Source organism: Mycobacterium sp. 852002-51971_SCH5477799-a, assembly GCF_001667145.1.
In the GTDB taxonomy this organism is placed as follows: Bacteria; Actinomycetota; Actinomycetes; order Mycobacteriales; family Mycobacteriaceae; genus Mycobacterium.
On sequence record NZ_LZIF01000075.1, the window covers coordinates 86445 to 112940 of the forward strand.

Consider the following 26496-nt stretch of genomic DNA (forward strand, 5'->3'; position numbering starts at 1 on the left):
ACCCGCCGTCGGACCGTGAAAACGACTACCGCCCGCGCCAGGTCAGTGACATGCCGTGGTGCGCCAGCCACCGCGACAGGTCATAGCCGTTGGCCGCCAAGCCATCGACGGCCGCCACGGCTCGTCGCACCGCCCGCTCGGCGGCCTCGGGGGTCAGCAGGCCGTGGCGAACGGCGTCCAGCAGTTCGTCGACATCGGTGAGTCCGGCTCTGGCGCCGGTGCGGACCTCGATGTCCAGATAGTGGTCTTCGGAATGCCACACGGTGGCGCCGGGCAGGTATTCGCCGACATCCAGGTAGTAGTCATGGTCGCGTTCATGCCCGGGATTGAAGTGAAACACGGTGGCGCGCAGGCCCAACGACGGTAGTAGCCAGGATTCGAGGTAGTGGAACTGGGCGCGACCGGGGGTGGGGCGGGCTATGTAGAGGCCCCACGGTTGCACCGCGTATTCGTCGACGGCCCGCACGATGCCTTTGGGATCGGTGTTGGTGCTGGCCAGAAGGTCGAACGTCTCGTGCTTGGGCGGGTGAATGGTGTCACCCTACCGCTGCCGGGCGAGCCGCTACCGGCGCAAGCGGATCTTCCATCGCACGAAGCCGGCGTAGAAGATCGACAAGGCCGCCAGCATGCCCATGTCGAGCAGCCAGGTCTTCGACGTGTGTTGCCAGAATCGATCCTGGGAGAGCAGCGAATCGGGCACCAGGTGGCGCAGATCCACCGTCGACGACGCCGCGGCGTAGCCCCAGCGCGCCGGCATCGCCCACGACAGCTGGTTCAGACCGAGCCGGCCGGTCACCGGCACCATCCCGCCGCACAGCACCAGCTGCGCCATCACCGTCACCACGAACAGCGGCATGATCTGCTCGCTGGAGCGCACCAGCGACGAAATCGCCAGTCCCAGAATGGCCGAGGCGACACACGTGGCCGCGACGGTGGCGAACAGTTCCAAGGTGGCCCCGACGGTCGAGTGGCCGAACAACACCGCGCCTCGCGTCGGGGCGCTCTTGCCGATCACCACGATCGCCGTGACGATCGCCGACTGCAGTATGGCGAACCCGCAGAACACCGCGGTCTTGGCGAGTAGGTAGGCGGTGGTCGACAACCCGACCGCTTGCTCCCGTTGGAAGATGGGGCGTTCGCCGACCAGATCGCGAATTGTCAAGGCAGTGCCCATGAATGCGGCCGCCGGCATCAGCAGGGCCAGTATCTGCGCGGCTTCGTCGGGTGTGCCCGCGGCGGGTGCGGGGAGATGAAAGCCGTTGTTGCCCGGCACCGTCAGAGACAGCGAGCCGAGGATGAACGGCAGCAGCGCGAGGAAGACGAAATAGGCGCGGTCGGCGATCACCAGGCGGACCTGCCGGCGGGCGATGGTCGAGATCTGCCGCCGCACGCTGGTGTGAACCGGTTCGCCGAGACTGCCCGGCTCGTCAACCTTGTCCGGCAGGTACCGCTGGGGCCGCTTTTCGGCCTCGTTCTGTTCCAGGAAGCGGCGGTTGGCTTCGTCGGGGTCGGCGCCGACCTGGGTGAAGATCTTCGCCCAGTTGGTGGTGCCCATCGCCCCACCGATCTGGTCGGGCGCGCCGCAGTAGGCGGTCTTGCCGCCGGGAGCCATGAGCAATACCTGGTCGCACACATCCAGGTAGGACAGCGAGTGCGTCACCACCAGCACGACCCGACCGGCATCGGCCAACTGGCGCAGCATCGTCATGACCTGCAGATCCAGCGCGGGATCCAGACCGGAGGTCGGCTCGTCGAGGATCAGCAGCGACGGCCCGGTGAGCAGCTCGAGCGCCACCGAGGCGCGTTTGCGTTGCCCCCCGGACAGCTTCTCGACGCGGGTATCGGCGTGCTTGGTCAGGTCGAGTTCTTCGAGCACCTGGGCGACGACCTTGGCGCGGTCCGCTTTGCTGGTGTCCGGCGGCAGCCGCAGCTCCGCGGCGTAGCCCAGCGCCTGGTTGATGGTCAACTGGCGATGCACCACATCGTCCTGTGGGACCATGCCGATCCTGCTGCGCAGGGAGGCGTATTCGGCGTGAATGTCGTGGCCCTCGAAGGTCACTGAACCGGAGGTCGGTGTGGTGTAACCGGCAATGAGCCGGGCCAGGGTGCTTTTTCCCGCACCCGAACCGCCGATCACGGCGGTCAACGTGCCGGGGCGCGCGGTCAGCGAGATGTCGTCCAGCAGTTGTTTGCCGGCGTCGACGACGTACTTGACGTTGCGCACCTCGAGTCCGCCGGTGCGCGCCGTGGCGCCGCCGTGTTCGGTCAGGGTGCCGTCGCGAAACACCAGGTCGACGTTGCCGATGGTGACGATGTCGTCCTCGGACAGGATGGCGGACCCCACCCGGGTGCCGTTGACGAACGTTCCGTTGACGCTGTTGTCCCGGACCTCGGTGCCCAGCGGGGTGGGCACCAAGCTGGCGTGCTGACGGGACGCCAAGACATCGGAGACAACGATGTCGTTCTCGGGGGCGCGGCCGATCGTCATGGCGCCTGCCGTGCCCGCGGCCGACGACGCGCGTGGCGAGAGCAATTTCACAAAACGCGTCGCGAGGTTCGACACGTCGGCCGTCTTGGCGTTGATCACGGTGAATTCGGTCGCGGGCGCGGCGGATGGCTGGGGCGGTGCCTTGGTTTCGCCGGCGCCGGGCGGCGCGGCCTGCATCCTTGCCGGCGAGCCGGGGTCGATGACGGTCAGTTCCTCGGGTGGTGTGCCTCGTGGCGCCGGTTGCCGTGGCCCGCGGGGCGGTGGCGCCTGTCGCGGCGGGGCATTCGGCGGTCTCGCCGGCTGCCGGGGTGGGGTGGGACGCGACGGCGCACCCTGCGGACCGCCGCGCGCCGGCCTCCTGTCGGGGCCCCCGGGCCGGGCCGGCGAGCGGGTCGGATTCGTTAGCTCAGCGAGCGCCGACCACGCCAGGGTCGGCGGTCCGGAGTCGTGGCTCGGCCGAGTCCGCGACGGCTGGCCGGCGTGGCCGGTCTGCGGTCCGATCGCGAAGGTCAGGCGCGGACCTTGGGGGTTGCCGACGTGAATGCTCTGGCCGTCATGGATATCGACCACCGGCATCCGGTAGCCGTTGAGGTAGGTCCCGTTCAGCGAGCCGTTGTCGATTGCCAGCCAACGGCCTTGATCGAACCGCAGGATCAGATGCGCGCGCGAGATGCGCGGATCGGCGATGCGCACATCGGCCTGCACGTCGCGGCCGACGACCACCTCGTGGCCGGCCGCAAAGGATCGTTGGGACCCGTCATGCCGAATTGTCAGGATGGGCGGGGCGGGTCGAGTCACTACTCAAGTATCGGCCCGCGTCGGCAGTGCGCTCTATTGGACCCGGCTGTGACTTCCCTTTGTTTTCATTCGCCGACTCATAGCGCATTCATAGCCTGCTGCGACGAATCGCCCACTGCGGTGCGGCATTATTCGATCGGGAGGGTTGCAATCTTCGATTGTGTCCGTGCGTGCCGAGCACAGTGTCGTGTTCGCAGACAGCAAGACGGAATTCAGGGCCCAATCGCGATGCGCACGCTCATGGTGTGCGATCCGCATCACATTGCGGCAACACCTGGGCGGTGCCGGGACACGAGGGGGGCGAGGCATTGACGAACGAGCACAAGGGGACTACTCGCCGCATCGGCGCCGGGCGGGGGCTGCTGAGCAATCCGCGGCAAGCCCGCGAGGCGTTGCGCGCGGGTTTTCACTCGCTACCCGCCATGCCCATCGGTCAGTTGTTCCGCCGGATACCCCCCGTCGATTCCGCGCCGAACGCGCAACCCGTGGTGGCGCAGCAGAAAGACGAGTCCTCTGAGTCGCGCCCGGCGGTCAGCAACGGCGCGTCGTTCGCCGGCTACACGATCCTGCGGCAGTTGGGCGCCGGCGGCATGGCCGAGGTTCACCTCGCGTTGCATCCCAGGCTGCCCCGGCGTGACGTCATCAAGGTCCTCGCCGAGGCGGTGACCGCCGACCCCGAGTTCCGCGAAAGATTCAATCGGGAGGCCGATCTCGCGGCGACGCTGTGGCACCCCCACGTCGTCGGTGTGCACGACCGCGGCGAATTCAACGGGCATCTGTGGATCTCGATGGACTATGTCGAGGGCACGGATGCCTCGCGGCTGGTCAAGGAGAACTACGCCGAGGGGATGCCGATCCGCGAGGTGTGCGCCATCGTTCAAGCGGTCGCCGGCGCGCTGGACTACGCCCACGATCGAGGCCTGCTGCACCGCGACGTCAAGCCCGCCAACATCCTGCTCACCCATCCCGAAGAGGGAGAGCGTCGAATCCTGTTGGCGGACTTCGGTGTCGCGCGTCACCTGGGGGACATCAGCGGGATCACCGAAACCAACGTCGCGGTCGGCACGGTGGCGTACGCCGCGCCCGAGCAGCTGACGGGTTCGCCCATCGACGGCCGGGCGGACCAATATGCTTTGGCCGCAACGGCTTTCCATCTTCTCACCGGAGCGCCTCCGTTTCAGCATTCGAATCCGATCGCGGTGATCAGTCAGCACCTGCACGAGGATCCGCCGCGGCTCAGCGATTTCCGGCCCGAGCTGGCCGAGCTCGACGAGGTGTTCTTCCGGGCCCTCGCCAAAAACCCCGAGGAGCGGTTCGAGCGGTGCCGCGCGTTCGCCACCGCCGTCCGCGAGTCACTCGGTGACGTCTCCGAAGTCGGCGGCGGGCTCGGGCCCCGCGCCGTGGTAACGAACCCGCAGCACCGGCGGGGTCCCGGAGGCGCCATCGTCGGCCTGGGCCACCGGGTTTCGTCGAAGGCCCGGTGGGCCATCGCGCTGCTGTGTGCAGTGCTCATCGCCGTCGCGGCGACCTGGTCGATCCTCTACTCCGTCCAGCCCGACGCGTCGCCGGCCAACCCCGCGCTCGCGTCGAAACCGTCCGTCCCGGCCGCGAGTGCCGCACCCACGCCGGGCGGGCCGGTACTCAACGGGACCTACCGGTTGGCCTACGACCAGACCAAGCGCACCACCAATGGCGTCTCGGTCCGGCACGCCGGGGCCACCACCAGCTGGTGGGCGTTCCGGTCGGTATGCACCACCAACGGATGTGCGGCCACCGGCACCCGGCTGGACGACGCCACCCACCAACTGGCCAGCACCGCCGGCGGCGTACAGACCGACACCCTGCGCTTCATCGGCGGCTACTGGCAGGGCACTCCGGCGCAACAGCGGGTGGGCTGCACCCAACCCAATGGACAGGTCACGGCCACCCAGCAGGAAACCATCGCCTGGTCGCTGGCGCCGCAGGCCGACGGCACGCTGCGCGGCACCTTGACCGAGGCCGTGCTGAGCAATGAATGTGGCGCCCAGGGTGCGGTGGTGAGGGTGCCCGTGGTCGCCACCCGGACCGGCCAGGCGCCCGCCACGGTGACGCTGGGCGACCCCACCCAGGTGATCAACACCTCGACCACCGCGTCCGCCTCGGCGCCGCCGGTGCTCGGCGGGCCGTGCAGTGACGTCGGCAAGGTCGCCTACGACCCGACCAACAGCGAGGAGATCGTCTGCGAGGGCAGCAGCTGGGCCAAGGCGCCGATCACGATGGGCGCCCACGCCGCCGGGACCTCGTGCGACCGGCCGGGCACGCCGGTATTCGCCATGAGCACGTCCAGTGACGGCTACCTGCTGCAATGCGATCCGATCACCCGGACGTGGACGCGGCCGGCGGGATAGTTTCCCGGGTACCACCAGGCGAGCCTCGCATCCGCTACCGCGACCAGCTCGCCGACGCTTGTCGGTGATCGGTTCTACCCTGGTGCCATGGCATTCGCCACGGAGCATCCCGTAGTAGCGCACTCGGAGTATCGCGCTGTCGACGACGTCGTTCGCGTCGGCGGCGACTTCGAGGTCGTCAGCCCGCACGATCCCGCCGGGGACCAGCCGGCCGCGATCGATGAGCTGGAACGCCGGATCAGGGCGGGGGAGCGTGATGTCGTGCTGCTCGGCGCCACCGGTACCGGGAAATCGGCCACCACCGCCTGGCTCATCGAACGCCTGCAGCGACCAACCCTGGTGATGGCACCCAACAAGACGCTGGCCGCCCAGCTGGCCAATGAGCTGCGAGAGATGTTGCCGCACAACGCAGTTGAATACTTCGTCTCGTACTACGACTACTACCAGCCCGAGGCGTACATCGCGCAGACCGACACCTACATCGAGAAGGACAGCTCGATCAACGACGACGTGGAGCGGCTCCGGCACTCCGCGACGTCCTCGCTGCTGTCGCGCCGCGACGTGGTCGTGGTGGCGTCGGTGTCGTGCATCTACGGACTGGGCACGCCGCAGTCCTACCTGGACCGCTCGGTCGAGGTGCGGGTGGGCGCCGAGGTACCGCGGGATGCGCTGCTGCGCCTGCTGGTCGACGTCCAGTACACCCGCAACGACCTGTCGTTCACCCGCGGCTCGTTTCGGGTGCGCGGCGACACGGTGGAGATCATCCCGTCCTACGAAGAGCTGGCGGTGCGCATCGAGTTCTTCGGCGACGAGATCGAGGCGCTGTACTACCTGCACCCCCTGACGGGCGACGTGATTCGCCAGGTCGATTCGCTGCGAATCTTCCCGGCCACCCACTACGTCGCCGGCCCGGAGCGGATGGCAATGGCGATCTCGACGATCGAAGCGGAACTGGCCGAGCGGCTCGCCGAGTTGGAGGGGCAGGGCAAGCTGCTCGAGGCCCAGCGGTTGCGGATGCGCACCAACTACGACATCGAGATGATGCGCCAGGTCGGGTTCTGCTCGGGCATCGAGAACTACTCCCGGCACATCGACGGCCGGGGTCCGGGCTCGCCGCCGGCGACCCTGCTGGACTATTTTCCGGAAGACTTCCTGCTGGTCATCGACGAATCCCACGTCACCGTCCCGCAGATCGGCGGCATGTACGAGGGCGACATGTCGCGCAAACGCAACCTGGTCGAATACGGATTCCGGCTGCCATCGGCGTGCGATAACCGCCCGCTGACCTGGGAGGAGTTCGCCGACCGGATCGGGCAGACGGTGTACCTGTCGGCCACCCCCGGCCCCTACGAGCTCAGCCAGTCCGCCGGCGAGTTCGTCGAGCAGGTGATCCGGCCCACCGGCCTGGTGGACCCGAAGGTTGTGGTCAAGCCGACGAAGGGGCAGATCGACGACCTGATCGGCGAGATCCGGAAGCGCACCGAGGCCGACGAAAGGGTGCTGGTCACGACGCTGACCAAGAAGATGGCCGAGGACCTCACCGACTACCTGCTCGAGATGGGCATTCGGGTGCGCTATCTGCACTCCGAGGTCGACACGCTGCGCAGGGTGGAACTGCTGCGTCAGCTCCGGCTGGGCGAGTACGACGTGCTCGTCGGCATCAACCTGCTGCGCGAGGGCCTGGACCTGCCCGAAGTGTCACTGGTCGCGATCCTGGACGCGGACAAAGAGGGCTTCCTGCGGTCATCGCGCAGCCTGATTCAAACCATCGGCCGCGCCGCCCGCAACGTCTCCGGCGAGGTGCACATGTACGCCGACACCATCACCGATTCGATGAAAGAGGCCATTGACGAGACCGAGCGCCGCCGGGCGAAGCAGGTCGCCTACAACGAGGCCCACGGCATCGACCCACAGCCGCTGCGCAAGAAGATCGCCGACATTCTCGACCAGGTCTACCGCGAGGCGGACGACAGCGAGACGGTGGAGATCGGCGGGTCGGGGCGCAATGCGTCCCGTGGCCGGCGCGCCCAGGGAGAGCCGGGCCGCGCGGTCAGCGCGGGGGTGTTCGAGGGCCGCGACACGGCCAGCATGCCGCGCGCCGAACTGGCCGACCTGATCAAGGACCTCACCGCCCAGATGATGGCCGCGGCTCGTGACTTGCAGTTCGAGCTGGCGGCGCGGTTCCGCGACGAGATCGCCGACCTGAAGAAGGAACTGCGGGGCATGGACGCCGCCGGCCTGAAATGAGTTTGCTGGCAATCGATCTCCGGCTCTGCTCGGCGCGAGAACCCATACGGTGGAGGAGTGACCGACGCGGCGACTATCACCGGCGGCTGGCGTGAGCTGCTGGGCGCGAGGTATCTGAGAACTTCGGTACTGCTGGCCGGCGGGGTGGCGCTCTACGCCACCAATGAATTCCTGACCACCAGCTTGTTGCCCAACACCATCGCCGAAATCGGCGGCAGCCGGCTCTACGCGTGGGTGACAACTCTGTATCTCGTCGGCTCGGTGGTCGCGGCCACGATGGTCAATCCGACGCTGCTGCGCGTCGGTGCGCGGTCGTCATATCTGCTGGGGCTCGCCGTGTTCGGCGTCGCTAGCCTCGTTTGCGCTGCCGCTCCCACCATGCATGTTTTGATTGCTGGACGGGCCATGCAGGGGGTGGCCGGGGGCTTGCTGGCCGGGCTGGGCTATGCGGTCATCAACTCCGCGCTTCCCCGCCGGCTGTGGACCAGGGGCTCTGCCCTGGTGTCGGCGATGTGGGGGGTCGCCACGGTGGTCGGCCCCACGACCGGCGGCCTGTTCGCGCAGTTCGGGATCTGGCGATGGGCGTTTGTTGCGATGGCCGTTCTGACCGCGCTGATGGCCCTGCTGGTCCCGGTCGCGCTGGCCCGCGTCAGCTCGGCGAGCGGTATTCCCAGGATGAGAGTCCCGGTGTGGTCGCTGCTGATCATCGGGGTGGCCGCGCTGGCCGTCAGCGTCGCGCAGATTCCGCATAACACAGCCGCGACGTATGGGCTGCTCGCGGCCGGCATCGGCCTGGTCGGCGTGTTCGTGATCGTCGACTGGCGCATGCACGCCGCGATCCTGCCGCCCAGCGTGTTCTCTCCCGGCCCCCTGAAGTGGATCTACCTCACCATGGGCGTGCTGATGGGCGCGGCGATGGTGACCACCTATGTGCCGTTGTTCGGGCAGCGACTGGCGCACCTGACGCCGATCGCGGCGGGGTTCCTGGGGGCGGCGCTCGCGGTGGGCTGGACGGTCAGCGAGATCGTCAGCGCCTCGCTGGAGCACCCGCGGACGATCGGGCGGGTGGTCCTGGTGGCGCCGATGGTGGTGGCGGCGGGCCTGGCGCTGGGTGCCGTGGCACGGCATGGCGATGACTCGGGGTGGACCGCCGCGCTGTGGGCGGTGGCCCTGGTGGTCGCCGGCATCGGGATCGGGATGGCCTGGCCCCACCTGTCGGCCCGCGCGATGGCGTCCGTCGCGGACCCGGCCGAAGGCGGCGCCGCGTCCGCGGCGATCAACACCGTCCAGCTCACCTCCGCCGCGATCGGCGCCGGATTGGCCGGTGTCGTCGTCAACACCGCCACCGGTGGCGAGGGGATGGCGGCGCACATGCTGTTCACCGTCTTCACCGCGGTGAGCGCGGCCGGCGTGGCGGCGTCATACGCCGCGACGCGCGCCACCCGGCAGACCGAGGCCGTCGGCGCCGGAGGCTGAGCTCATTCCCTGCTTGCCGGCCGGCCGGCTAAGTGAGTGGCAAATCACCGCGTGGACTTGACAACCTGCGAGTAGTGGAATTGCCATCGCTCGACGATGCGGAAACCGAGATAGCCCGGGAATCGGTACGCCGGAGCCCGCCCGAAAGCGCTTCCGGGCGGCAGCGATCGCCCGGCTTGGTGGTCGGGCAGTGAGTTGTCTTTGTTGGTGATGGTCCAAATCGCCGGGCATTTGTTGATTTTGGCCGTCGTCAGCCACACGGCGACGTGCCCGTCCCACAGCGATCCGACCTTCGGGCCGTACGCGCCGCGCTCGACGTCGATCAGCGACCGAAAGGCCGCCGGCCGGGTGGCCAGCAGCGCACGAATCGGGCCGGGCCGCCACGGCACGGTGTTGTCAACCACCAGGCAATCGCCGGGGGCGGCGTGCGTGCTGATCAGATCGGCGACCTGGCTGTAGTCCCACCCTTCTTTGGCATACGGCCAACGTTGGACGAACAGGTAGTCGGGGACGGCCGCGCCGACGAAAAGCGCGACAAGACCGGCGATCAGCCACGCCCGGCGCCCGACGGTGACGATGCAGATCGCCAGCACAACGGCCATCGCCGGCGTGGTCAGGATCAGGTAGCGGGGGAAATACATCGGCTCGTCGACCGCCGAGTAGATGACGACGGCGGCGGTGGGCAACACCACCCACGCGATGCAGCTGGTCAGCAGGCGAGCGATGTCGCCCGGAGGGGCGGGCGCGCCGGCCATTCGAGCGGCGACCGCGGCCACCATGATGACCGCACTGAGCACCGCGAACGGCACGCTGTGGTCGAAATACTGGCGCTGGGTGATGTCGAAGGCGTAGTGCCAGCTGACCGGGAAAAGCCAATTGACCTGGAACGCCTGCCCGTGCGCGAACAGGATGAACGGCGTCATCGCGCCCAGCGCGACGGCCGTGCTGGCCGCCCACCAGATCGTTGGGAACTTGCGGGATCCTTTGGCGGCTACTAGCGGCAGCATCGCCGCGTAGACGAGGACGAGCAGGATCAGGTTGAGGCTCAGCAGAATCGACACCATCAGCGCCACGGCGTAGCCGACCCACAGCCAGGACCGGCGCCGCCGCACCGCGGCGACGAACAGGACCGTCAGCCAGATCGCCGCGGCCACCGACATCGCATACGAGCGGGCCTCGATGCCCGCCCACGTGATGCGCGGCAGGATCGCAAAGACGACTCCGGCGCATACCGCGGTACTCCGGCTGGGCGTGAACTGCCTGGTCAAGACCACGACCCCGGCCGCGGCGACCCCGACCGCCAACGCGCTCGGAACGCGCGACCAGAACTCGGTGGGGGGAAAGATGGCGAACCAACCGTGCATCAGCAGGTAGTAGGCGCCATGGACGGCGTCGATGTGGCCCAGCAACCGCCACAGCTCTGGCAAAGTCCGGCTGGCCGCAGCCGATATCGTCGCCCCTTCGTCGAACCACAGCGAGGGCCGGCAGGCCCAGGCGGCGCTGACACCCGTGGCGAACAGGGCGATCGCCCAGGGATCGAGCAACCTGCCGCGCGCACGCCCCGACGCAGGTTCGGCGCCAACATCCCCGGCACGCGGTTCGAGCGTGGGCTCGAGGGTGGGCATGGACATGATGCTTGTTACTGTAAGTCGCGGTTCATGCAATCGGTCACAAAGCGTCCGGCGCATTCGCTCTTCGTGCGTTCAATGGCGAAAAGCGGCGTAATGCAATGCCTTCCACGTTGGGCGCGTGCAATTAACTGTTTTGTCATTGCCGATATCTTCGGTCGCCACGGCCAGAACCCGCAAATTGCGGACGCGCCACGCCGCTTCGTGTGATTGATCTGTCTCCTCTGCATCGAGCAAACGCGCTACTGTCTTGGGTTGGCTGACCAACCGAAACTGGGAGGGTAAATGGGCGCCTATCGGACTGTGGTGGTAGGAACCGATGGCTCGGATTCGTCGATGCGCGCGGTGGAGAAGGCGGCGCAGATCGCCGGAGAGGACGCCAAGCTGATTGTGGCGTCGGCATATCTGCCCCAACATGAGGACGCCCGCGCCGCAGACGCCCTGCGGGAGGAAAGCTATAAGGTTTCGGGCACCGCGCCGATTTACGCGATTTTGCGCGACGCCAAGGACCGTGCCCACGCCGCCGGCGCAAAGAACATCGACGAGCGACCCATTGTCGGGGCCCCGGTCGATGCGCTGGTGCAGCTTGCCGAGGAGGAGCAGGCCGATCTGCTCGTCGTCGGCAACGTCGGCTTGAGCACGATCGCCGGTCGGCTGCTGGGATCGGTGCCGGCCAACGTCTCGCGTCGGGCCAAGACCGACGTGTTGATCGTGCACACGACGACGTAGCGCCCGGCTACCAGCCCCGCTCGCGCCATTCGCTCAGGTGGGGGCGCTCGGCGCCCAGCGCCGTGTCATCGCCGTGGCCCGGGTAGATGACGGTGGAGTCGTCATACACGTCGAACACCCGGGTGCTGACGTCCTCGATCAGCTGGGTGAAATCGCCCGGTTGCCACGTCTTCCCGACACCGCCCGGGAACACCGTAGGCTCTTGCATGTGAACACTTCGGCCGCGACCTCCGGCGAGCGAGTAGCGCTGTATGCACGTATCAGCCAGGACACCAGCGGCCAAGCCGTCGGCGTCGCTGACCAGCTTGACCACGCGCGCACCTTCGCATCCGCCCGCGGCTATCAGGTCGTGGCCGAGCATGCCGACAACGACATCAGCGCCTTTCGCGGCGCCAGCCGACCCGCATATCAGAAGGTGCTCACGCTGGCCCGCGACCGCCGTATAGATCGCGTCATCGTCTACCACCTGACCAGGATGACTCGTAACCGTCGCGAGCGCGCCGAGTTCATCGACGCGTTCCACTCCTGCAAGGTCAACGTGTCCGAGGCGCAGGGCGGCGACTACGACCTGTCGACCGCGGCCGGCCGCACCTGGGTCGACATTCAGGGAGCCCTCGCCACCTGGGAGTCCGAAATCAAGTCCGAGCGCGTAACCGCTGCCGCCGCACGCCGGGCCCGATCAGGCCGGCCATCCGGCGACCTCGGCTACGGCTGGACCAAGCACGGATTGGGCGCCGCGGCCACATGGACCGAGCACCCGCAAGAGGCGAACGTGGTCCGCGAAATCGTCGACCGCTTGCTGGCCGGCGACACGCTGCGCGGGATCACCGAGGATCTGAACCGGCGCGGCGAGCCGGCGCCGAAGACGACGGCCTGGGGGAAGACGTCGGTCAAGAAACTGGCCATGCGCGAATCGAACATCGCCCAGCGCGTCCACCACCGCGGCTTGCCCGATGAGGAACGGTTCGACGGCTGCTGGCCGGCGATCGTCGACCGTGTGAAACACGAGAAGGTCGTCGCGCTTCTCACTCAGCCGGCCCGGCGCACCAACGCGACAGTCACCCGGCCCGGCGCGCGCCGGCATCTGCTGTCGTGGGGGATCGGCGAATGCGGGATCTGCGGCGCGAAGCTACGCGCGGTCACGAAGCGGGGACGCCACGGCCGGCCGCTCGAACTGTATGTCTGCGACGGCAAGGGCTGCGTGGGTCGGTCTGAGCCGTCAGTCGACGAGCTTGTCCGGGAGGTCGTCATCGCGCGACTGTCGAAGCCGGACGCCCTGGACTGGCTCATGGGCGACGACGAGCAGGCCCGGCGTTACTCCGATCGTGTGGATGAACTGAACCGGCGCCTATCCGAAGCTGCGGACGCGTTCGCGGACGCGGCGATATCAGCTGAGCAGCTGCGCCGCATCACCGCTCGGATACAGCCGGAACTCGACGAGGCGGAGAGCCGCCTGCGCGATTCGGTCGTGTCGCTCGACGTCGAGGCGATTCGGCCGCTGGCTGGGCCAGCCGCCCGGCAGCGGTGGGACGAAATGGCGGTATCGCAGCGTCGCGCGGTGCTGGAAGCGTTGGGACTGCGCGTCGCCATCAATCCGACGCGGCCAGGTCCAGGTTTCGACCCGGCGAGCGTCGAGTTCCGCTGGAAGACGCAAGCGTCGTGATATAAAGGCGACACCGGCGCCCTCCCATGAGGGAATTGCTGTGAGAACAGGGGACACCCGGCGTTCCGCGTAAGCGTCGAAGTAAGGCCAGGTGTACAGGCGGTCTCAGCCCACTCCGGCAGCGGAGTCTCTACTAAACGCTGCCTGGAGTACCCCAAATGGCTACAACTGCCACGAAAAACACTGCGCTGCAAAGCGATCGCAGTGACCCCAATTCCGCCGCGCAACGCATCGCAAACTGCGTTCAGAAGGCCCTGGCCGCTGCTCCGCCGCTCACGTCCGAGCAGCGCGACCGCATTGCGGCGATCATGCGGGGCGGTGCGGCATGACCCCGGAACGAGAAAGCCGCCCGACGCACAATCGGGCGGCACAGTTCTCGGCGAAGAACTATAACGACGATACCGCGGCCGACACCGTGCCTGCGCACAAGCGACTGCGGTGGGTTCCATGCACTCGCCCGCCAGCACGGCAGGACGCTCGAAGCCAAATGACGCGCCGGCGGCAAGCCGCCTTGCGCTCCGCGCCGCTGGACTGCGGATGCCGCGATCCGTGGCCCTGTCGCTGCTCCGAACCGCCGTTGTCCGACAAGCTGGTCGACGCCGGCCGTGATGCGGCACTGCACGTCCTCGAGTCCGGTCTAGTTCCACTGCTCAAATTCGAAGTGCTGCAAGCACTTTGGCGACGCGGTGGCGAGGATCGCGAACTCGCCGAGTTGCTGTACGCCCTGACAGACGGAGCCCTGGCGTGACCGCCAACGTCGATCCCGGCCTGGTCTCGGCGCGGCAGATGGCCGCGGTCGCCAACCTCGAACGGCTCGACGATCCCGGCGCACCCGAACCGCCACCCGGCGGCGAAACCTCTCGGGGGGAGGCGCCCACGGTGCCGATGCCGGCGCACAAACGACACCCCGTCATCGACTGGCAACGAGCATTCGACGGCGCACGCGAGGAAGTGGACTGGCTGGTTCCAGACTTCATTGCGCGCGGCCAGTCCTATGCGCTGGTGTCGACAGCGAAGGCCGGCAAGAGCCTTCTGATGCTGGACGTCGCCGCCGCGCTCGCGACGGGCCGACCCGTCTTCGGCCAGAAACCACAACCGCCGGTCCGGGTGCTCTACGTCGATCACGAGAACGGCCAGTTCGACATCATCGAACGGCTGCGCGATATGGGTTACACACCCGGCGAGCTAGGCAATCTGCGGTACCTGTCGTTTCCGAGCATGTCGCCGCTCGACGGGCCCGCCGGCGGCGTCGACCTGGTGGACCTCGCCGGGCACCACGAGGCCGCGGTGGTCGTCCTCGACACCGTTGCCCGAGTAGTGGCCGGCGAGGAAAACAGCGCCGACACCTACCGGGCGCTGTACCGGCACACGCTGGCACCGCTCAAAGGTGCTGGCCGCGCTGTCGTGCGGCTCGACCACCGCGGGCACGGCGTGAAGACGACCGCGCGGGGGTCGAGCGCAAAGGCCGACGACGTGGACGCCGTGTGGATGCTCGCCACCCAACCCAGCGGCGTGGACGACGAGGTATTCGTGAACCTCGCGCTCGAACGCCAGCGTGGCAATGCGCACCCCGACCGTCTGCTGCTGCTGCGCCAGTACGACCCGCACCTCCGGCACATCATCCGACCGAAGTCCCTGCCCGACGCTGAACGGCGTCAGATCGGCGCGTGCATCGACGCCATGATCCAACTTCGGCTGCCAGTCGAGACGGGGAATCGTCGGGCGCGCGAAGCGCTGCGGCTGGCCGGACACACCTTCCGGAACGCCACGATCGCCGACGCAGTGCGTCAGCGGAAGGCCGTCACAACGTTTCCCCGAACCGCCGGGGAAACGTCAGAAGGGATGTTCTGACCATGCTTCTGGTGACAGCGAAAGGCCAGGTCAACGTTTCCCCGATTTGGCGGGGAAACGTCGGTACAAACGTTGCGACAATGACCGGGGAGACGTCGACCCTGCCGACACGTAAAAGCGCAGGTCAGACGTTTCCCCGATCCGGTGGGGAAACGTTGGGAACCGTGGGCCGCGAGCGTGTCCCAACGTTTCCGCGGGGGGTGTGTCTCGTAGAGACACCCCCGCGGACGGGGACGCGCGGCCCGGTGCGCCGTCCAGGCGGTGTGAAGTGAACCGCGCGGAGCGCAGGCGAGCGCGCGTGCGGATCAGCCGACGCCAGCCAGGGCAGGACATGGCGGCAGTCGTCGCATGCCCGGACTGCAACAGCGTCGCGGCCGTCGCCGAGGTCGAGCCCGGATACTTCCGCGGCGTCGTCAAGCACGACGACAGCTGCCCTTGGTACGCCGCATTGAAACGAGACCTCGCATGAACTGGAAGTCCATGGCTGCGCTGATCGCCGGCATACCAGACCTCCCCGGCGCCCGCTGCAAAGGCAGGGCGGACCTGTTCGAGGCGACGATCGCCGAACGCACCAAGCTCGCCAGCAGAGCCGAACTCGAGCTCGCCCGCGCAGCCGCTCTGCGTACATGCGCCGACTGCCCAGCGCTTGACCGCTGCCGGGAGTGGTTCGGGGCGCTGCCGCTTGCCCGCCGGCCGCGGGGAGTTGTCGCCGGCCTGGTGATCGGATCGACCGGGCTGCCGTCGAAGAGCGGGGCGCCGGCCGGTGGCCGCTGAATCGGGTCTGCTGCGTGTCGGCGGCGTCGTGGTTCTGAGCGGGCCGGCGCTGCGCGCCACGCTGCAAGGCCAGCTGATCGCGATCCGGCAGCGCCGCATGTCCGGGCTGCCAACTGGCGAATTCGAGGATCTAGCTGCCGAATTGCACGCCGCGATGACCGCGCAAGCGGACATGACCGCCGACGACAATTCTGCTGGTCCAGGCAACGGCATGGCCGCGAACGGACATTCGGACATGCGTTTGCTGCTCGCCGGCCATCCTGTGCCTGTGGAACCAACCGTGCCCCTCGCCGAAGCAGCTGCCCGCCTGGGTATCTCGCGCCGACAGGCCCGCCGGCTGGCACGCCGGCTCGGCGGCGACAAGATCGCCGGCCGCTGGCTGGTCGACGAACTGGCACTTCGCCAACACATCGAAGGGAAGTCATGAACCAGAGAGAGCGAGCCCGACTGCTCGCGAGCTTGACCGACGACGAGGTGACGCAACTTCGTGAACGCCTGAGTTCGAACGCGACCAGCGACGCCGACCGGAAGTTCGCCTCGGACTTCTTCGCCGGCCGCACCACCACCGGCGACGACCAAGACCAGGACCAGGACGCCGGCGAATACACCGACGAACAGCGGCAGTGGGCGAGAGAACTGTTCGCGCCGGACGACGAAGACGCCAACGTCCTACCCGGACTCACCGACGGGCGCTCCGTCAGCCGGACCAGCCCACCCCGACACGACGACATCCCGCGCGACAACTTCAACTTCAGCTAGCTCCACCACCCCAGAAAGGAACCCACCGTGCAAATCTCAGCCCGCGGCTACCAGCAGATCGTCCACAAGACCGCACAAATCCTCAGCGTCGAATTGCCGAGCGAGTACGTCGACCAGATCCAGCACGCCGACGAGGTTGCCGCCGCGATCGCCGAAATCGCCGCGACCCCAGCACTCACCGCCGCCCTTCACAACGCAGTGATCGACGCCATCAGCGAGGGACGCGACTACCGCACCGACAAGCGCATCCAACAACTCCTCACATCCAGAGAACTCGCCGCGTCGAACATCAGCCAGACCGCCCGCACGCGGGCAGAAAGCGAACTTCGGGAAACCCTCGTCGAACACAGCCAGCGCATCCTGGCCGGCTGGTCCGACGCCCTCACCGAGCATTCGGCCGCGCTCTCCGCCGCAGCGGAAGCAGGCCTGAACCTCGGGAACACATCTGCCGTCGTCGCGAAGGGCGGCGACGACATGCGCCTCCTGCACGACGCGCAGATCGCTGTGACGGCGTGGTCGGCAGCCCGAGCCGGATTCGAGGCGCTGGCCACCGTCGCCGGTGTCAACCTCGCCGGACCCGTCCCGCTGATCTACACCGCGGCGCCCTCCGAGGAGTGGGTGCCAGCCGTCGAGGCAGCCGGCGCCCAGCGCCTCGACGTCTCACCGTGGGACCTCGCCCGCCGCCGGATCGCGCTGGCACTGCCGACGCTGGCCGAATACCAGGGACGCCTCGCGACGTTCCAGGCTGACCGTCGGCAGCGGCAGCAGGAGGAAGAAAAGCAGCGTGCAGAACGGCTCGTGAATAGCTGGTAGCCGCCCCCGATCACTCGCGGCCGGCGTGCGTTGCGTAGCCATGGCGCGTCGCCGGCCGCGAGCCCACCACGACAAAGAGGACCAGGACGTGAGCACCCACCCAGACTGCGCACCCGAGGGCCAACGCTGCGACCGCTGCCGAGGCACGCACAACCCGCGGCCCGGCGTTACGTTCGAGACCAGCCGGACATGGGGCGCGGACAACGACCGCGACGGCGAGCAGGACTAAGTCAATGCCGTTCGCCACCAAAGCAATCCGCGACCGAGCGCGACGACGCATCGCCCAACTCGTCCGCGCCGGCCAACCCTGCTGCTTCTGCGGCCAACCCATCGACCTGTCCGTGCCCTGGCCCGACCCATGGTGCTTCGTCGTCGACCACAACACGCCAACCAGCCACGGCGGCGACGACCACGGCGACAACCAGCTACGCCCAGCACACAAGCACTGCAACGAACGCCGCAGCAACCAACCCGACGGCACCGTCGGCCGCAACAGCGGTGCCCTCGGATGAGCCGACTGACCAGCCACAACATAGGAGTAGGGGGATGGACCCGTTGAGCACGATCCGCGCGACGCCCCCCTGGCATAGGTAAATATCTGGAGCCCCGAATGTCCCGAGCAAACAGGAAGCCGAAACCGAAGACCGATCGCGCTCGTTTGGAGGCGCTGCGGGACCGTCTGGCGGGCATCATCGACAGCCCGGAGACGTCGCCGCGCGACGTGATCGCCGCGTCGCGTGAGTATCGGATTACGGTCGCGGCGCTGGGCCAGTCAGTGCCGGCGGCTGCTGGGTCGAAGCTCGACGAGATAGCGGCGCGCCGCCGTCGACGGGCGGCACGATGAGCACCAGGACCAGGCCGGCGCCGGCCGTGACGACCGCGGCGCCGACGTTCGAAACATGGCCTGCGGGTAGCGAACTGACCGGGAAAGATTGCGTCGAGCTTGCCGCCGCGTACGGAGTGCCGCTCGACGATTGGCAGGGCCGCATCGTGCGCGGCATCCTGCGGGAGTCCGGCGGCACCTGGTCGTGCTCGCAGGCCGGTGTCGTGGTGGCCCGCCAGTCCGGCAAGGGCCAAATCTTGTTGGCGTTGGAGCTATTCGGCCTATTCGAACTCGACGAGCAGATCTTGCACACCGCGCACGCGGTGAAGACGTCCAGCGATGCCTTCCGCCGGCTGTGGGAAGTCATCCAGTCCGACGCCGACCTCGCCGGCCGGGTACGCCGGCATTCGCAGATGATCGGCGCCGAGTACGTCGAACTGGACACTGCGGCGCGGATCGCGTTCACGACGCGCTCGGCGTCGGCCGGCCGCGGCCTGTCGATCGACCGACTGATCGTCGACGAAGCCGAAGACTTGCCGGCCGCGGAGGTCGGCGCGCTGCAACCCACCGTCTACAGCCGGCCACACGCGCAATCGTTGTTCTTCGGCACCGCACCGGGTCCGATGCACGACTCCGAAGCGTTCTCGACGATGCGCAAGTCCGCCCACGACGGGCTGAACCCGCGGCTCGGTTGGTCCGAGTGGTGCGCGGAGTGGGGCGACGATATCGACGACCAGGCGGTGTGGATCCGCACGAATCCGGCCGTGGCGACGGGCCGAGTTCCGTTGCAGGCCATCGCCGACGACCGCGCCGTCTTGCCGCCCGACACATTCCGGGCCGAGCGGCTCAGCATGTGGGTTCCGCACGCCGCGGGCGATCAGGTGTTCGACGCCGCCGTGTGGGAAGCGCTCACCGATCCTGGCTCGGTGCCGGTGACCGACGTCGCGATCGGCGTGGATGCTGGGCCGTCGCGGGACAAGGCGACCGTGTGCGTCGCCGGCCGGCGCGCGGATGGTCGGCTCCACGTCGAGTGGTACACGACGGCGCCAGGTGTGACGTGGCTGCCGCAGTGGATCAGCGCGCACTTGAACGGGCGGGTGCGAGCCGTCGTCGTCGACGAACGGGGGGCGCCGGCCGAACTCGACTGGGCTGGCGCCAGAGTGCGTCCGACGATGATCGGACACCGCGACGTCGCGATCGCTGCGGGCCAGTTCGTCGATGCGGTCGCCGATGGCGCGCTGGCGCATCGCGGTCAGGTCGAGTTGTCGCGGGGTGTGCTGTCTGCGAAGCAGCGGCCGATGCTGGGCGGTCAGGCGTTCGGCTGGGACCGCAAGGCACCCGGCTCGTCGGTGCTGATCGCGGCGTCGCTGGCGGTGTGGGGCGTGGCGTGTGTGCGGCCGGCGCGACCCGGACGGCGCACCACTGGTGACCGGCGCGAAGTCGTCCTGCTCTAACCAGGAAACCCAGAGCGTCGGCGTGGCACGACGGCGCGGGACGCGGTCGGGGCGCATCCTGGGCGCGTGACGACGATGCGGCAGGCCGCGACCCGTGCGCTCTACGAGGGCTCGTTGGCCGACGTCGGCGACGCGAATCCGTACGCTGGCCGGTCTCTGGTCCTCGCGAAGCTATGGCAGCGCGGGTACGCCAGGAACTTGCGGGTACGGATCAACAGCGGGCCGGCGATGCAGACGTACACTCGGGCGTGCAACGGTGGGGAACGGTTACCCCGCTGCTGTGCTCGGATGCGTCCGCTGTGACAAGCTGACCTCCGTGGCTCCCAGCAAGGCTCGCAAGATCGAGCTCCTCGAAAAGCAGATTGCCGCGGCCAAGGACGGCGATCCAGACGACTTCAGCGAGTGGAGAACCACGACGGAGACTGTGTTGCGCCACACCGTCGGCGAGGGAAGCACGGCTCTTGCCGAGTTCCGCGAAAATAGGTACTCGCTGGGCGCGTTCTCAATCGGCCCTGGTGGCACACCGCAAAGTGAATTCGACGCAGCCAGACGCCGCGGAATTCAGCGCGGTATTGGATACCTCCGCGCTGCGATCGCGGAAGTCGAATTGCAGGATGACGACGCACCGGAGACACCGCTTGAGGTCGCGGAGAGCGAGCCCGGAGTCAAAACCGAGATATTCATAGTCCACGGCAGGAACAGCGAGCGGAAGGAGACCGTCGCGCGCTTCGTCCGCAATCTCACGAACATCGAGCCAATCATCCTCCATGAACAGGTCAGCGGCGGATCGACCATATTGGAGAAACTCGAAAAGTACGCTGCGACAGCAGGTTTCGCGATCATTCTCGCCACCGGCGACGACGTCGGGCGCGCAGCGACCGACGCGGATGACCGGCCACGCGCGCGACAAAACGTCGTCTTCGAGATGGGCTACTTCTTCGCCCTCCTTGGCCGCGATCGAGTGGTGATGCTCTATGACGATGGCGTCGAGACACCATCGGACCTCGACGGCCTTGTCTACGTCGAGGTCGACGCCCGCGGCGCTTGGAAGATCGACCTCACGCGCGAAATCGAAGCCGCCGGGTTCACGGTTGACCGGACCGCGCTGAGGTAGTCGCCAGGCCAGGCCACTTAGAGCGTGCCCGCTTCCATCGCGGCTCGTATCTCGTCGTTGTCGACCGCTGTATATAGCTCGGTGGTCGCGACGCTGGCATGTCCGAGCATCGTTTGCACCGCGTAGGTTGCGGGATGATCCGGCGGCACGCGCTCTGGTAGCGAATCGGTGTCGCAGCGGTGCGTCCAAGTGGTCGGGTAGTGCCGCGGCCATCAGCTTGCCGGCCAACCGCGGCGACAGGTGACCATCCTCGTCGCCGGGAAACAGACAGCCGTCGATGAACAGGGCGGGCACCCGAACGCTGTTGATCTCGCGATTGAACGCGGCGACTCGCCAAACGGAAGACAACCGCGCAGCTACCGTAAAGGTTCCCGGTGCCGCTAACACCTGCGTAATGGGTGGCGTCAACTCCGACTCAGGTACGTCGTATGCGTTCCGTCGGGTGCCGGACTTAATACGGCGCCAGATCGACCTTTGCGCGTCGGGTGATCGGCGTCTACCAGCTTTTGAGCAATCACGGCCACAGGGGTGTTCGACCTCTGCGAAAGCTTCACCAGCAGATCGAATGCTGCCATCGCGTCGACATGGAAACGCTCCATCACCATGCCCTTGGCCTGCCCAATGATGTCGCGCGTTTCCAGAGCACGGCGCAGCTGCTCAACCTCTTGAGCCAAAGCCTGTACCTTCGCAGCTAGCGCAGACGGTTCGTCCACGCCCAGACGAGTGGCTTCGACAACCGGCAAGTTACTGTCCAACATGGAAAGCACCTCGTCAGATCACAAAGTCGTGTTCCCGGCTAGCGACTTGGATCGGGGCCCGGTTCGATCCAAAGTCATCTATAGAGAGGAATACCCGATCTAGCCGCAGTTGTCATCGACAATTCCCGGCTTTCCTCTGAAGGCAGCGCCAGGCAGACGCGAAAAGTCGGACATATGTCGCTACCAGCGCAAATGCCGGAATCAGGCATATGTGGCGACGCGCGCATATGTCGGCGCGAGATAACCCCCGCGCGGTGATTACCAGCCGCGCTCGCGCCACTCCGCGAGGTGCGGCCGCTCGGCGCCCAGCGTCGTATCGTCGCCGTGGCCGGGGTAGACGACCGTGGCGTCGTCGAAGCGGCCAAAGACCTTCGTTTCGAGACCGCTCATCAGCGAGTCGAACTCCTCCGGGCGTGTTGTACGTCCAGGACCTCCGGGGAACAGGCAGTCGCCGGTGAACAACTGCGTGACCCCGCCGGTCGCGGGGCCGTCGAGGGCCAGTGCGATCGATCCCGGGGTGTGCCCGCGCAGGTGGATGACGTCGAACGTCAGCTCGCCGATCCGCACCGTGTCACCGCCGGCCAGCAAACGGTCCGGCTTGACCGGCAGTGGGTCCGCGTCGATCTCGTGGGCGGCGGTCGGCACCCCGGTGGCGGCCGCCACCGCCTCCAGCGCCTGCCAGTGATCGAAGTGCTGATGGCTGGTCACGATCAGCGACACCTTCGGCGCGTTCTGCCGGATCAGGTCGATCAGCACGTCCGCGTCGTTGGCGGCGTCGATCAGCAGTGTTTCGCCCGTAGCGGAACAAGTGACCAGATAGGCGTTGTTGTCCATGGGGCCCACCGACACCTTTAGGATCGTGGCGCCGGGTAGGGTCCGGCGGGCCGCGGCACCGGGGTCAACGTGTCCGGTGTAGTTGTCGTCCACTGCAGTCATGTGCGCTACTCCTCGATCCCGCCTGGCGCCGTCCGAGCCGGGAGCGGGTCGTCGGCGCCACTCACTGGCGGCCACGTTACTGGTCGCGCGTCGCTTGTCGGTATGGGCACATAGCATGGATTGCGCCGCGCGCAATTCCGGTTCGGATTCCGCATTGCGGCTACGAGAAGTCGTCAGATAGTTCCTGAGAGGGGCAGCGTTGGCTGACCGTCTGATCATCAAGGGCGCCCGCGAGCACAACCTGCGCGGCGTCGATCTCGACCTGCCCCGCGACGCGCTGATCGTGTTCACCGGGCTGTCGGGTTCGGGTAAGTCGTCGCTGGCCTTCGACACGATTTTCGCCGAGGGGCAGCGCCGCTATGTGGAGTCCCTGTCCGCCTACGCCCGCCAATTCCTGGGGCAGATGGACAAGCCGGATGTGGACTTCATCGAGGGTCTGTCCCCGGCGGTGTCCATCGACCAGAAATCCACCAACCGCAACCCGCGCTCGACCGTCGGGACCATCACCGAGGTCTATGACTACCTGCGGCTGCTCTACGCGCGGGCGGGCACACCGCACTGCCCGATCTGCGGCGAGCGAATCGCCCGCCAGACGCCGCAGCAAATCGTGGATCAGGTGCTGGCGATGCCGGAGGGCACCCGATTCCTGGTGCTCGCCCCGGTGGTGCGCACCCGCAAGGGCGAGTTCGCCGACCTCTTCGAGAAGCTCAACGCGCAGGGCTACAGCCGGGTGCGGGTCGACGGCGTCGTGCACCCGCTGACCCAGCCGCCGAAGCTGAAGAAGCAGGAAAAGCACGACATCGAGGTGGTGGTCGACCGCCTGACCGTCAAGGCCTCCGCCAAGCAGCGGCTCACCGATTCGGTGGAGACCGCGCTGAACCTCGCCGACGGCATCTTGGTGCTCGAGTTCGTCGACCACGAACACGACGCGCACAACCGGGAGCAGCGGTTCTCCGAGAAGCTGGCCTGCCCCAACGGGCACGCCTTGGCGGTCGACGACCTGGAGCCGCGGTCGTTCTCGTTCAACTCGCCCTATGGCGCCTGCCCCGAGTGCAGCGGCCTGGGCATCCGCAAGGAAGTCGACCCGGACCTGGTGGTGCCCGACCCCGAGCGGACCCTGGCCGAGGGCGCGGTGGCGCCGTGGTCCAACGGCCATACCGCCGAGTACTTCATCCGGATGATGGCCGGGCTCGGTGACGAGCTGGGCTTCGACGTCGACACCCCGTGGCGCAAGCTGCCGGCCAAGGCCCGCAAGGCGATTCTCGAGGGCTCCGACCACCAGGTGCATGTGCGATACCGCAACCGGTATGGCCGTACCCGGTCCTACTACGCCGATTTCGAGGGTGTGCTGGCGTTCCTGCAGCGCAAGATGGCGCAGACCGAGTCCGAGCAGATGAAGGAGCGCTACGAAGGGTTCATGCGCGACGTGCCCTGCCCGGAGTGCGAGGGCACCAGGCTCAAGCCGGAGATCCTGGCCGTCACGCTGAGCGCGGGCGAGCGCGGCGCGAAGTCAATCGCCGAGGTCTGCGAATTGTCGATCTCCGACTGCGCGGAGTTTTTGAACCGGCTCACCCTCGGCCATCGCGAGAAGGCGATCGCCGGGCAGGTGCTCAAGGAAATCCAGTCGCGGCTGGGGTTTTTGCTCGACGTCGGGCTGGAGTATCTGTCGCTGTCCCGCGCCGCGGCCACGCTGTCCGGCGGTGAGGCACAACGCATTCGCCTGGCCACCCAGATCGGGTCGGGTCTGGTCGGCGTGCTGTACGTGCTCGACGAGCCGTCCATCGGGCTGCATCAACGCGACAACCGTCGGCTCATCGAAACCCTCACGCGGCTAAGGGGTTTGGGCAACACACTGATCGTCGTTGAGCACGACGAGGACACCATCGCGCACGCCGACTGGATCGTCGACATCGGCCCGCGCGCCGGCGAGCACGGCGGCGAGATCGTGCACAGCGGCACCTACAGCGAGCTGCTGGCGAACGAGGATTCGATCACCGGCGCCTACCTGTCCGGCAAGGAACGCATCGAAATGCCGGCCAAGCGGCGCGGGATAGACCGCAAGCGGCAGCTGACCGTCGTCGGCGCCCGCGAGCACAACCTGCGCGGCATCGACGTCTCGTTCCCGCTCGGCGTGCTCACCTCGGTGACCGGGGTGTCCGGATCCGGCAAATCGACACTGGTCAACGACATCCTGGCCGCGGTGCTGGCCAACCGGCTCAACGGCGCCCGCCAGGTCCCCGGCCGGCACACCCGCGTCACCGGGCTGGACCACCTGGACAAGCTGGTGCGGGTGGATCAATCACCGATCGGTCGCACGCCGCGATCCAACCCGGCCACCTATACCGGGGTGTTCGACAAGATTCGCACCCTGTTCGCCGCCACCACCGAAGCCAAAGTCCGTGGCTACCAACCGGGTCGGTTCTCGTTCAACGTCAAGGGCGGCCGCTGCGAAGCGTGCACCGGCGACGGCACCATCAAGATCGAGATGAACTTCCTGCCCGACGTGTACGTGCCGTGCGAGGTCTGTCATGGCGCTCGGTACAACCGAGAAACGCTGGAGGTGCACTACAAGGGCAAGACCATCTCCGAGGTGCTGGACATGTCCATCGAGGAAGCGGCGGAATTCTTCGAGCCGATCACCGGCATCCACCGCTACCTGCGCACCCTGGTCGACGTCGGGCTGGGATACGTGCGGCTCGGCCAGCCCGCGCCCACGCTGTCCGGTGGCGAGGCGCAGCGCGTCAAACTGGCCGCTGAGCTGCAGAAGCGCTCGACCGGGCGCACCGTCTACATCCTCGACGAGCCCACCACGGGCCTGCATTTCGACGACATCCGCAAGCTGCTGAAAGTCATCAATGGCCTTGTCGACAAGGGCAATACGGTCATCGTCATCGAGCACAACCTGGACGTGATCAAGACTTCGGACTGGATCGTCGACATGGGGCCGGAGGGCGGTGCCGAGGGCGGAACCGTTGTCGCGGAAGGCACTCCGGAGGACGTCGCGGCGGTGCCGGAGAGCTACACCGGGAAGTTCCTCGCCGAGGTGATCGGCCGCAGCCCCGAATCACCCAGTGCCCCGCGACGATCGAGCCGGCGCCGCAAAGTCACCGCCTGAGCCCGCTTCAACCCTCCTCGGGCCGCATCGACTCCCGGATCTGGGCCAGCCGCTCGGCCGCCGCGCGCCGGCGTTCCTCGTACCGCTCGTCGACCGATCGGCCCTCGGGTGACTCCGCGCCGAGTTCGGCGGCGCCCTGGGCGGTCGCGTAGCGGGCCTCGATCTGGTCGCGCACCGACTCGAAGGTAGGCACACCGGCGTCGTCGTATTCCGGGCCGGGCCCCGCGGAGCCGGGAGCGGATTTTTCGTCGGGCATGCCGTCACGCTAGCGCGATTGGCGGTCCAGATACCGAACCATCTGTTGCCAGTACACCAGCGTCAGCGCCATCTGTACCGCGATGGCGATCAGCGCCGGCCGCAGCCGGTGCCGACGCGCGGCGACTAGCGCTCCCAGCGCGGCCGCCGACGAGGCTGCGCTGACCGCCATCGCCGCGTCGCGGGGCCGCCGGCTGATCCACAGCTCCTCGCCCAGCATCGCGCGCGTCGACCATGCCCGGTGATGCGCGGGCTTCCCGAAAACCACGGGATTCAGGGTCAGCCACAGGGCAATCCACCCGGCATGCGCCCATTGCCGCGTCCAGATCGGGACCAGGATCAGCGGTGTGCTCGCCCATCGGGTCCATGCGCTGCACGGATGGCAGTGCCGAGCGAAGACGGCACGCCGAATGCGCGCGAGGGACAAC

The 26496-nt window shown here is 67.5% G+C and carries 26 protein-coding genes and 1 pseudogene; 19 read left to right on the forward strand and 8 right to left on the reverse strand.

The window, feature by feature from the left end:
• Nucleotides 1-25: 25 nt before the first annotated feature.
• Together A5753_RS08365 and A5753_RS08370 are read right to left on the reverse strand one after the other, a co-directional pair.
• Complete coding sequence (locus A5753_RS08365; RefSeq protein WP_067125670.1) at nt 26-466, reverse strand: DUF402 domain-containing protein; 441 nt, start codon at nt 464-466, stop codon at nt 26-28.
• Between the two features lie 96 nt (nt 467-562).
• Nucleotides 563-3286 (reverse strand): ATP-binding cassette domain-containing protein, encoded by a 2724-nt coding sequence (locus tag A5753_RS08370; protein ID WP_197694628.1) that lies wholly within the window; start codon nt 3284-3286, stop codon nt 563-565.
• A gap of 422 nt (nt 3287-3708) precedes the next feature.
• Here A5753_RS08370 and A5753_RS08375 point away from each other — a divergent pair, with 422 nt between their 5' ends.
• From A5753_RS08375 to A5753_RS08385, 3 genes are all read left to right on the forward strand, one after another.
• Nucleotides 3709-5673, forward strand: a complete 1965-nt coding sequence (locus A5753_RS08375) for a serine/threonine-protein kinase (RefSeq protein WP_369829304.1) — start codon at nt 3709-3711, stop codon at nt 5671-5673.
• A gap of 87 nt (nt 5674-5760) precedes the next feature.
• The gene (gene uvrB, locus A5753_RS08380) at nt 5761-7920 is read left to right on the forward strand and encodes an excinuclease ABC subunit UvrB (RefSeq protein WP_067125674.1); all 2160 of its coding nucleotides are present in this window, start codon (nt 5761-5763) and stop codon (nt 7918-7920) included.
• Nucleotides 7921-7977: 57 nt separating this feature from the next.
• On the forward strand, nt 7978-9396 hold the full coding sequence (locus A5753_RS08385) for an MFS transporter (protein WP_067125676.1): 1419 nt from the start codon (nt 7978-7980) through the stop codon (nt 9394-9396).
• A gap of 44 nt (nt 9397-9440) precedes the next feature.
• Here the strand turns inward: A5753_RS08385 and A5753_RS08390 are convergent, their stop codons facing one another.
• Nucleotides 9441-11027, reverse strand: coding sequence for a hypothetical protein (locus A5753_RS08390; RefSeq protein ID WP_067125679.1), 1587 nt, complete (start codon nt 11025-11027; stop codon nt 9441-9443).
• Between the two features lie 282 nt (nt 11028-11309).
• On the opposite strand from A5753_RS08390, the gene A5753_RS08395 reads away from it, so the two are divergent.
• The gene (locus A5753_RS08395; RefSeq protein ID WP_067125681.1) at nt 11310-11753 is read left to right on the forward strand and encodes a universal stress protein; all 444 of its coding nucleotides are present in this window, start codon (nt 11310-11312) and stop codon (nt 11751-11753) included.
• Between the two features lie 7 nt (nt 11754-11760).
• Here A5753_RS08395 and A5753_RS08400 read toward each other — a convergent pair.
• Nucleotides 11761-11946, reverse strand: a pseudogene (locus A5753_RS08400) (MBL fold metallo-hydrolase); the annotation flags it as partial.
• 15 nt (nt 11947-11961) lie between these two features.
• On the opposite strand from A5753_RS08400, the gene A5753_RS08405 reads away from it, so the two are divergent.
• From A5753_RS08405 to A5753_RS08455, 14 genes are all read left to right on the forward strand, one after another.
• The gene (locus A5753_RS08405) at nt 11962-13416 is read left to right on the forward strand and encodes a recombinase family protein (protein ID WP_067125685.1); all 1455 of its coding nucleotides are present in this window, start codon (nt 11962-11964) and stop codon (nt 13414-13416) included.
• Nucleotides 13417-13574: 158 nt separating this feature from the next.
• A complete protein-coding gene (locus A5753_RS24280; RefSeq protein WP_156656018.1) occupies nt 13575-13745 on the forward strand; it encodes a hypothetical protein in 171 nt (56 codons plus the stop codon).
• A 158-nt stretch (nt 13746-13903) separates the two neighbouring features.
• Nucleotides 13904-14164, forward strand: coding sequence for a hypothetical protein (locus tag A5753_RS08410; protein WP_067125686.1), 261 nt, complete (start codon nt 13904-13906; stop codon nt 14162-14164).
• Nucleotides 14161-15267 (forward strand): AAA family ATPase, encoded by a 1107-nt coding sequence (locus A5753_RS08415; protein ID WP_082971225.1) that lies wholly within the window; start codon nt 14161-14163, stop codon nt 15265-15267. The genes A5753_RS08410 and A5753_RS08415 overlap by 4 nt, the downstream gene beginning before the upstream one ends.
• A 331-nt stretch (nt 15268-15598) precedes the next feature.
• A complete protein-coding gene (locus A5753_RS24285; protein ID WP_156656019.1) occupies nt 15599-15736 on the forward strand; it encodes a hypothetical protein in 138 nt (45 codons plus the stop codon).
• Nucleotides 15733-16041, forward strand: a complete 309-nt coding sequence (locus A5753_RS08420) for a hypothetical protein (protein ID WP_067125689.1) — start codon at nt 15733-15735, stop codon at nt 16039-16041. Before A5753_RS24285 ends, A5753_RS08420 begins: the two co-directional genes overlap by 4 nt.
• On the forward strand, nt 16031-16468 hold the full coding sequence (locus A5753_RS08425; RefSeq protein ID WP_067125691.1) for a hypothetical protein: 438 nt from the start codon (nt 16031-16033) through the stop codon (nt 16466-16468). The genes A5753_RS08420 and A5753_RS08425 overlap by 11 nt, the downstream gene beginning before the upstream one ends.
• Nucleotides 16465-16800, forward strand: coding sequence for a hypothetical protein (locus tag A5753_RS08430; protein ID WP_067125694.1), 336 nt, complete (start codon nt 16465-16467; stop codon nt 16798-16800). Before A5753_RS08425 ends, A5753_RS08430 begins: the two co-directional genes overlap by 4 nt.
• Nucleotides 16801-16827: 27 nt before the next feature.
• Nucleotides 16828-17613: a hypothetical protein gene (locus A5753_RS08435; RefSeq protein WP_067125695.1), complete on the forward strand. Its 786-nt coding sequence runs from the start codon at nt 16828-16830 to the stop codon at nt 17611-17613.
• Nucleotides 17614-17701: 88 nt separating this feature from the next.
• On the forward strand, nt 17702-17842 hold the full coding sequence (locus tag A5753_RS24290; protein WP_156656020.1) for a hypothetical protein: 141 nt from the start codon (nt 17702-17704) through the stop codon (nt 17840-17842).
• A 4-nt stretch (nt 17843-17846) separates the two neighbouring features.
• Entirely contained in the window at nt 17847-18125 is a 279-nt protein-coding gene (locus tag A5753_RS08440) for an HNH endonuclease (protein ID WP_067125698.1), read from the forward strand.
• A gap of 98 nt (nt 18126-18223) precedes the next feature.
• Entirely contained in the window at nt 18224-18457 is a 234-nt protein-coding gene (locus A5753_RS08445) for a hypothetical protein (RefSeq protein WP_231990041.1), read from the forward strand.
• Nucleotides 18454-19890, forward strand: a complete 1437-nt coding sequence (locus A5753_RS08450; RefSeq protein ID WP_067125702.1) for a hypothetical protein — start codon at nt 18454-18456, stop codon at nt 19888-19890. The genes A5753_RS08445 and A5753_RS08450 overlap by 4 nt, the downstream gene beginning before the upstream one ends.
• Nucleotides 19891-20206: 316 nt before the next feature.
• A complete protein-coding gene (locus A5753_RS08455; protein ID WP_197694629.1) occupies nt 20207-21004 on the forward strand; it encodes a TIR domain-containing protein in 798 nt (265 codons plus the stop codon).
• 404 nt (nt 21005-21408) lie between these two features.
• Here the strand turns inward: A5753_RS08455 and A5753_RS08460 are convergent, their stop codons facing one another.
• The gene (locus A5753_RS08460; RefSeq protein ID WP_082971233.1) at nt 21409-21762 is read right to left on the reverse strand and encodes an ANTAR domain-containing response regulator; all 354 of its coding nucleotides are present in this window, start codon (nt 21760-21762) and stop codon (nt 21409-21411) included.
• A gap of 258 nt (nt 21763-22020) precedes the next feature.
• The gene (locus tag A5753_RS08465; RefSeq protein WP_067125708.1) at nt 22021-22698 is read right to left on the reverse strand and encodes an MBL fold metallo-hydrolase; all 678 of its coding nucleotides are present in this window, start codon (nt 22696-22698) and stop codon (nt 22021-22023) included.
• 199 nt (nt 22699-22897) lie between these two features.
• On the opposite strand from A5753_RS08465, the gene uvrA reads away from it, so the two are divergent.
• Nucleotides 22898-25813: an excinuclease ABC subunit UvrA gene (gene uvrA / locus A5753_RS08470; RefSeq protein WP_067125710.1), complete on the forward strand. Its 2916-nt coding sequence runs from the start codon at nt 22898-22900 to the stop codon at nt 25811-25813.
• Between the two features lie 7 nt (nt 25814-25820).
• Here the strand turns inward: uvrA and A5753_RS08475 are convergent, their stop codons facing one another.
• Both A5753_RS08475 and A5753_RS08480 read right to left on the reverse strand, forming a co-directional pair.
• Entirely contained in the window at nt 25821-26069 is a 249-nt protein-coding gene (locus tag A5753_RS08475; protein WP_067125713.1) for a hypothetical protein, read from the reverse strand.
• A gap of 9 nt (nt 26070-26078) precedes the next feature.
• Nucleotides 26079-26495, reverse strand: coding sequence for a DUF6653 family protein (locus A5753_RS08480; protein WP_369829299.1), 417 nt, complete (start codon nt 26493-26495; stop codon nt 26079-26081).
• Between the last annotated feature and the right edge of the window lies 1 nt (nt 26496).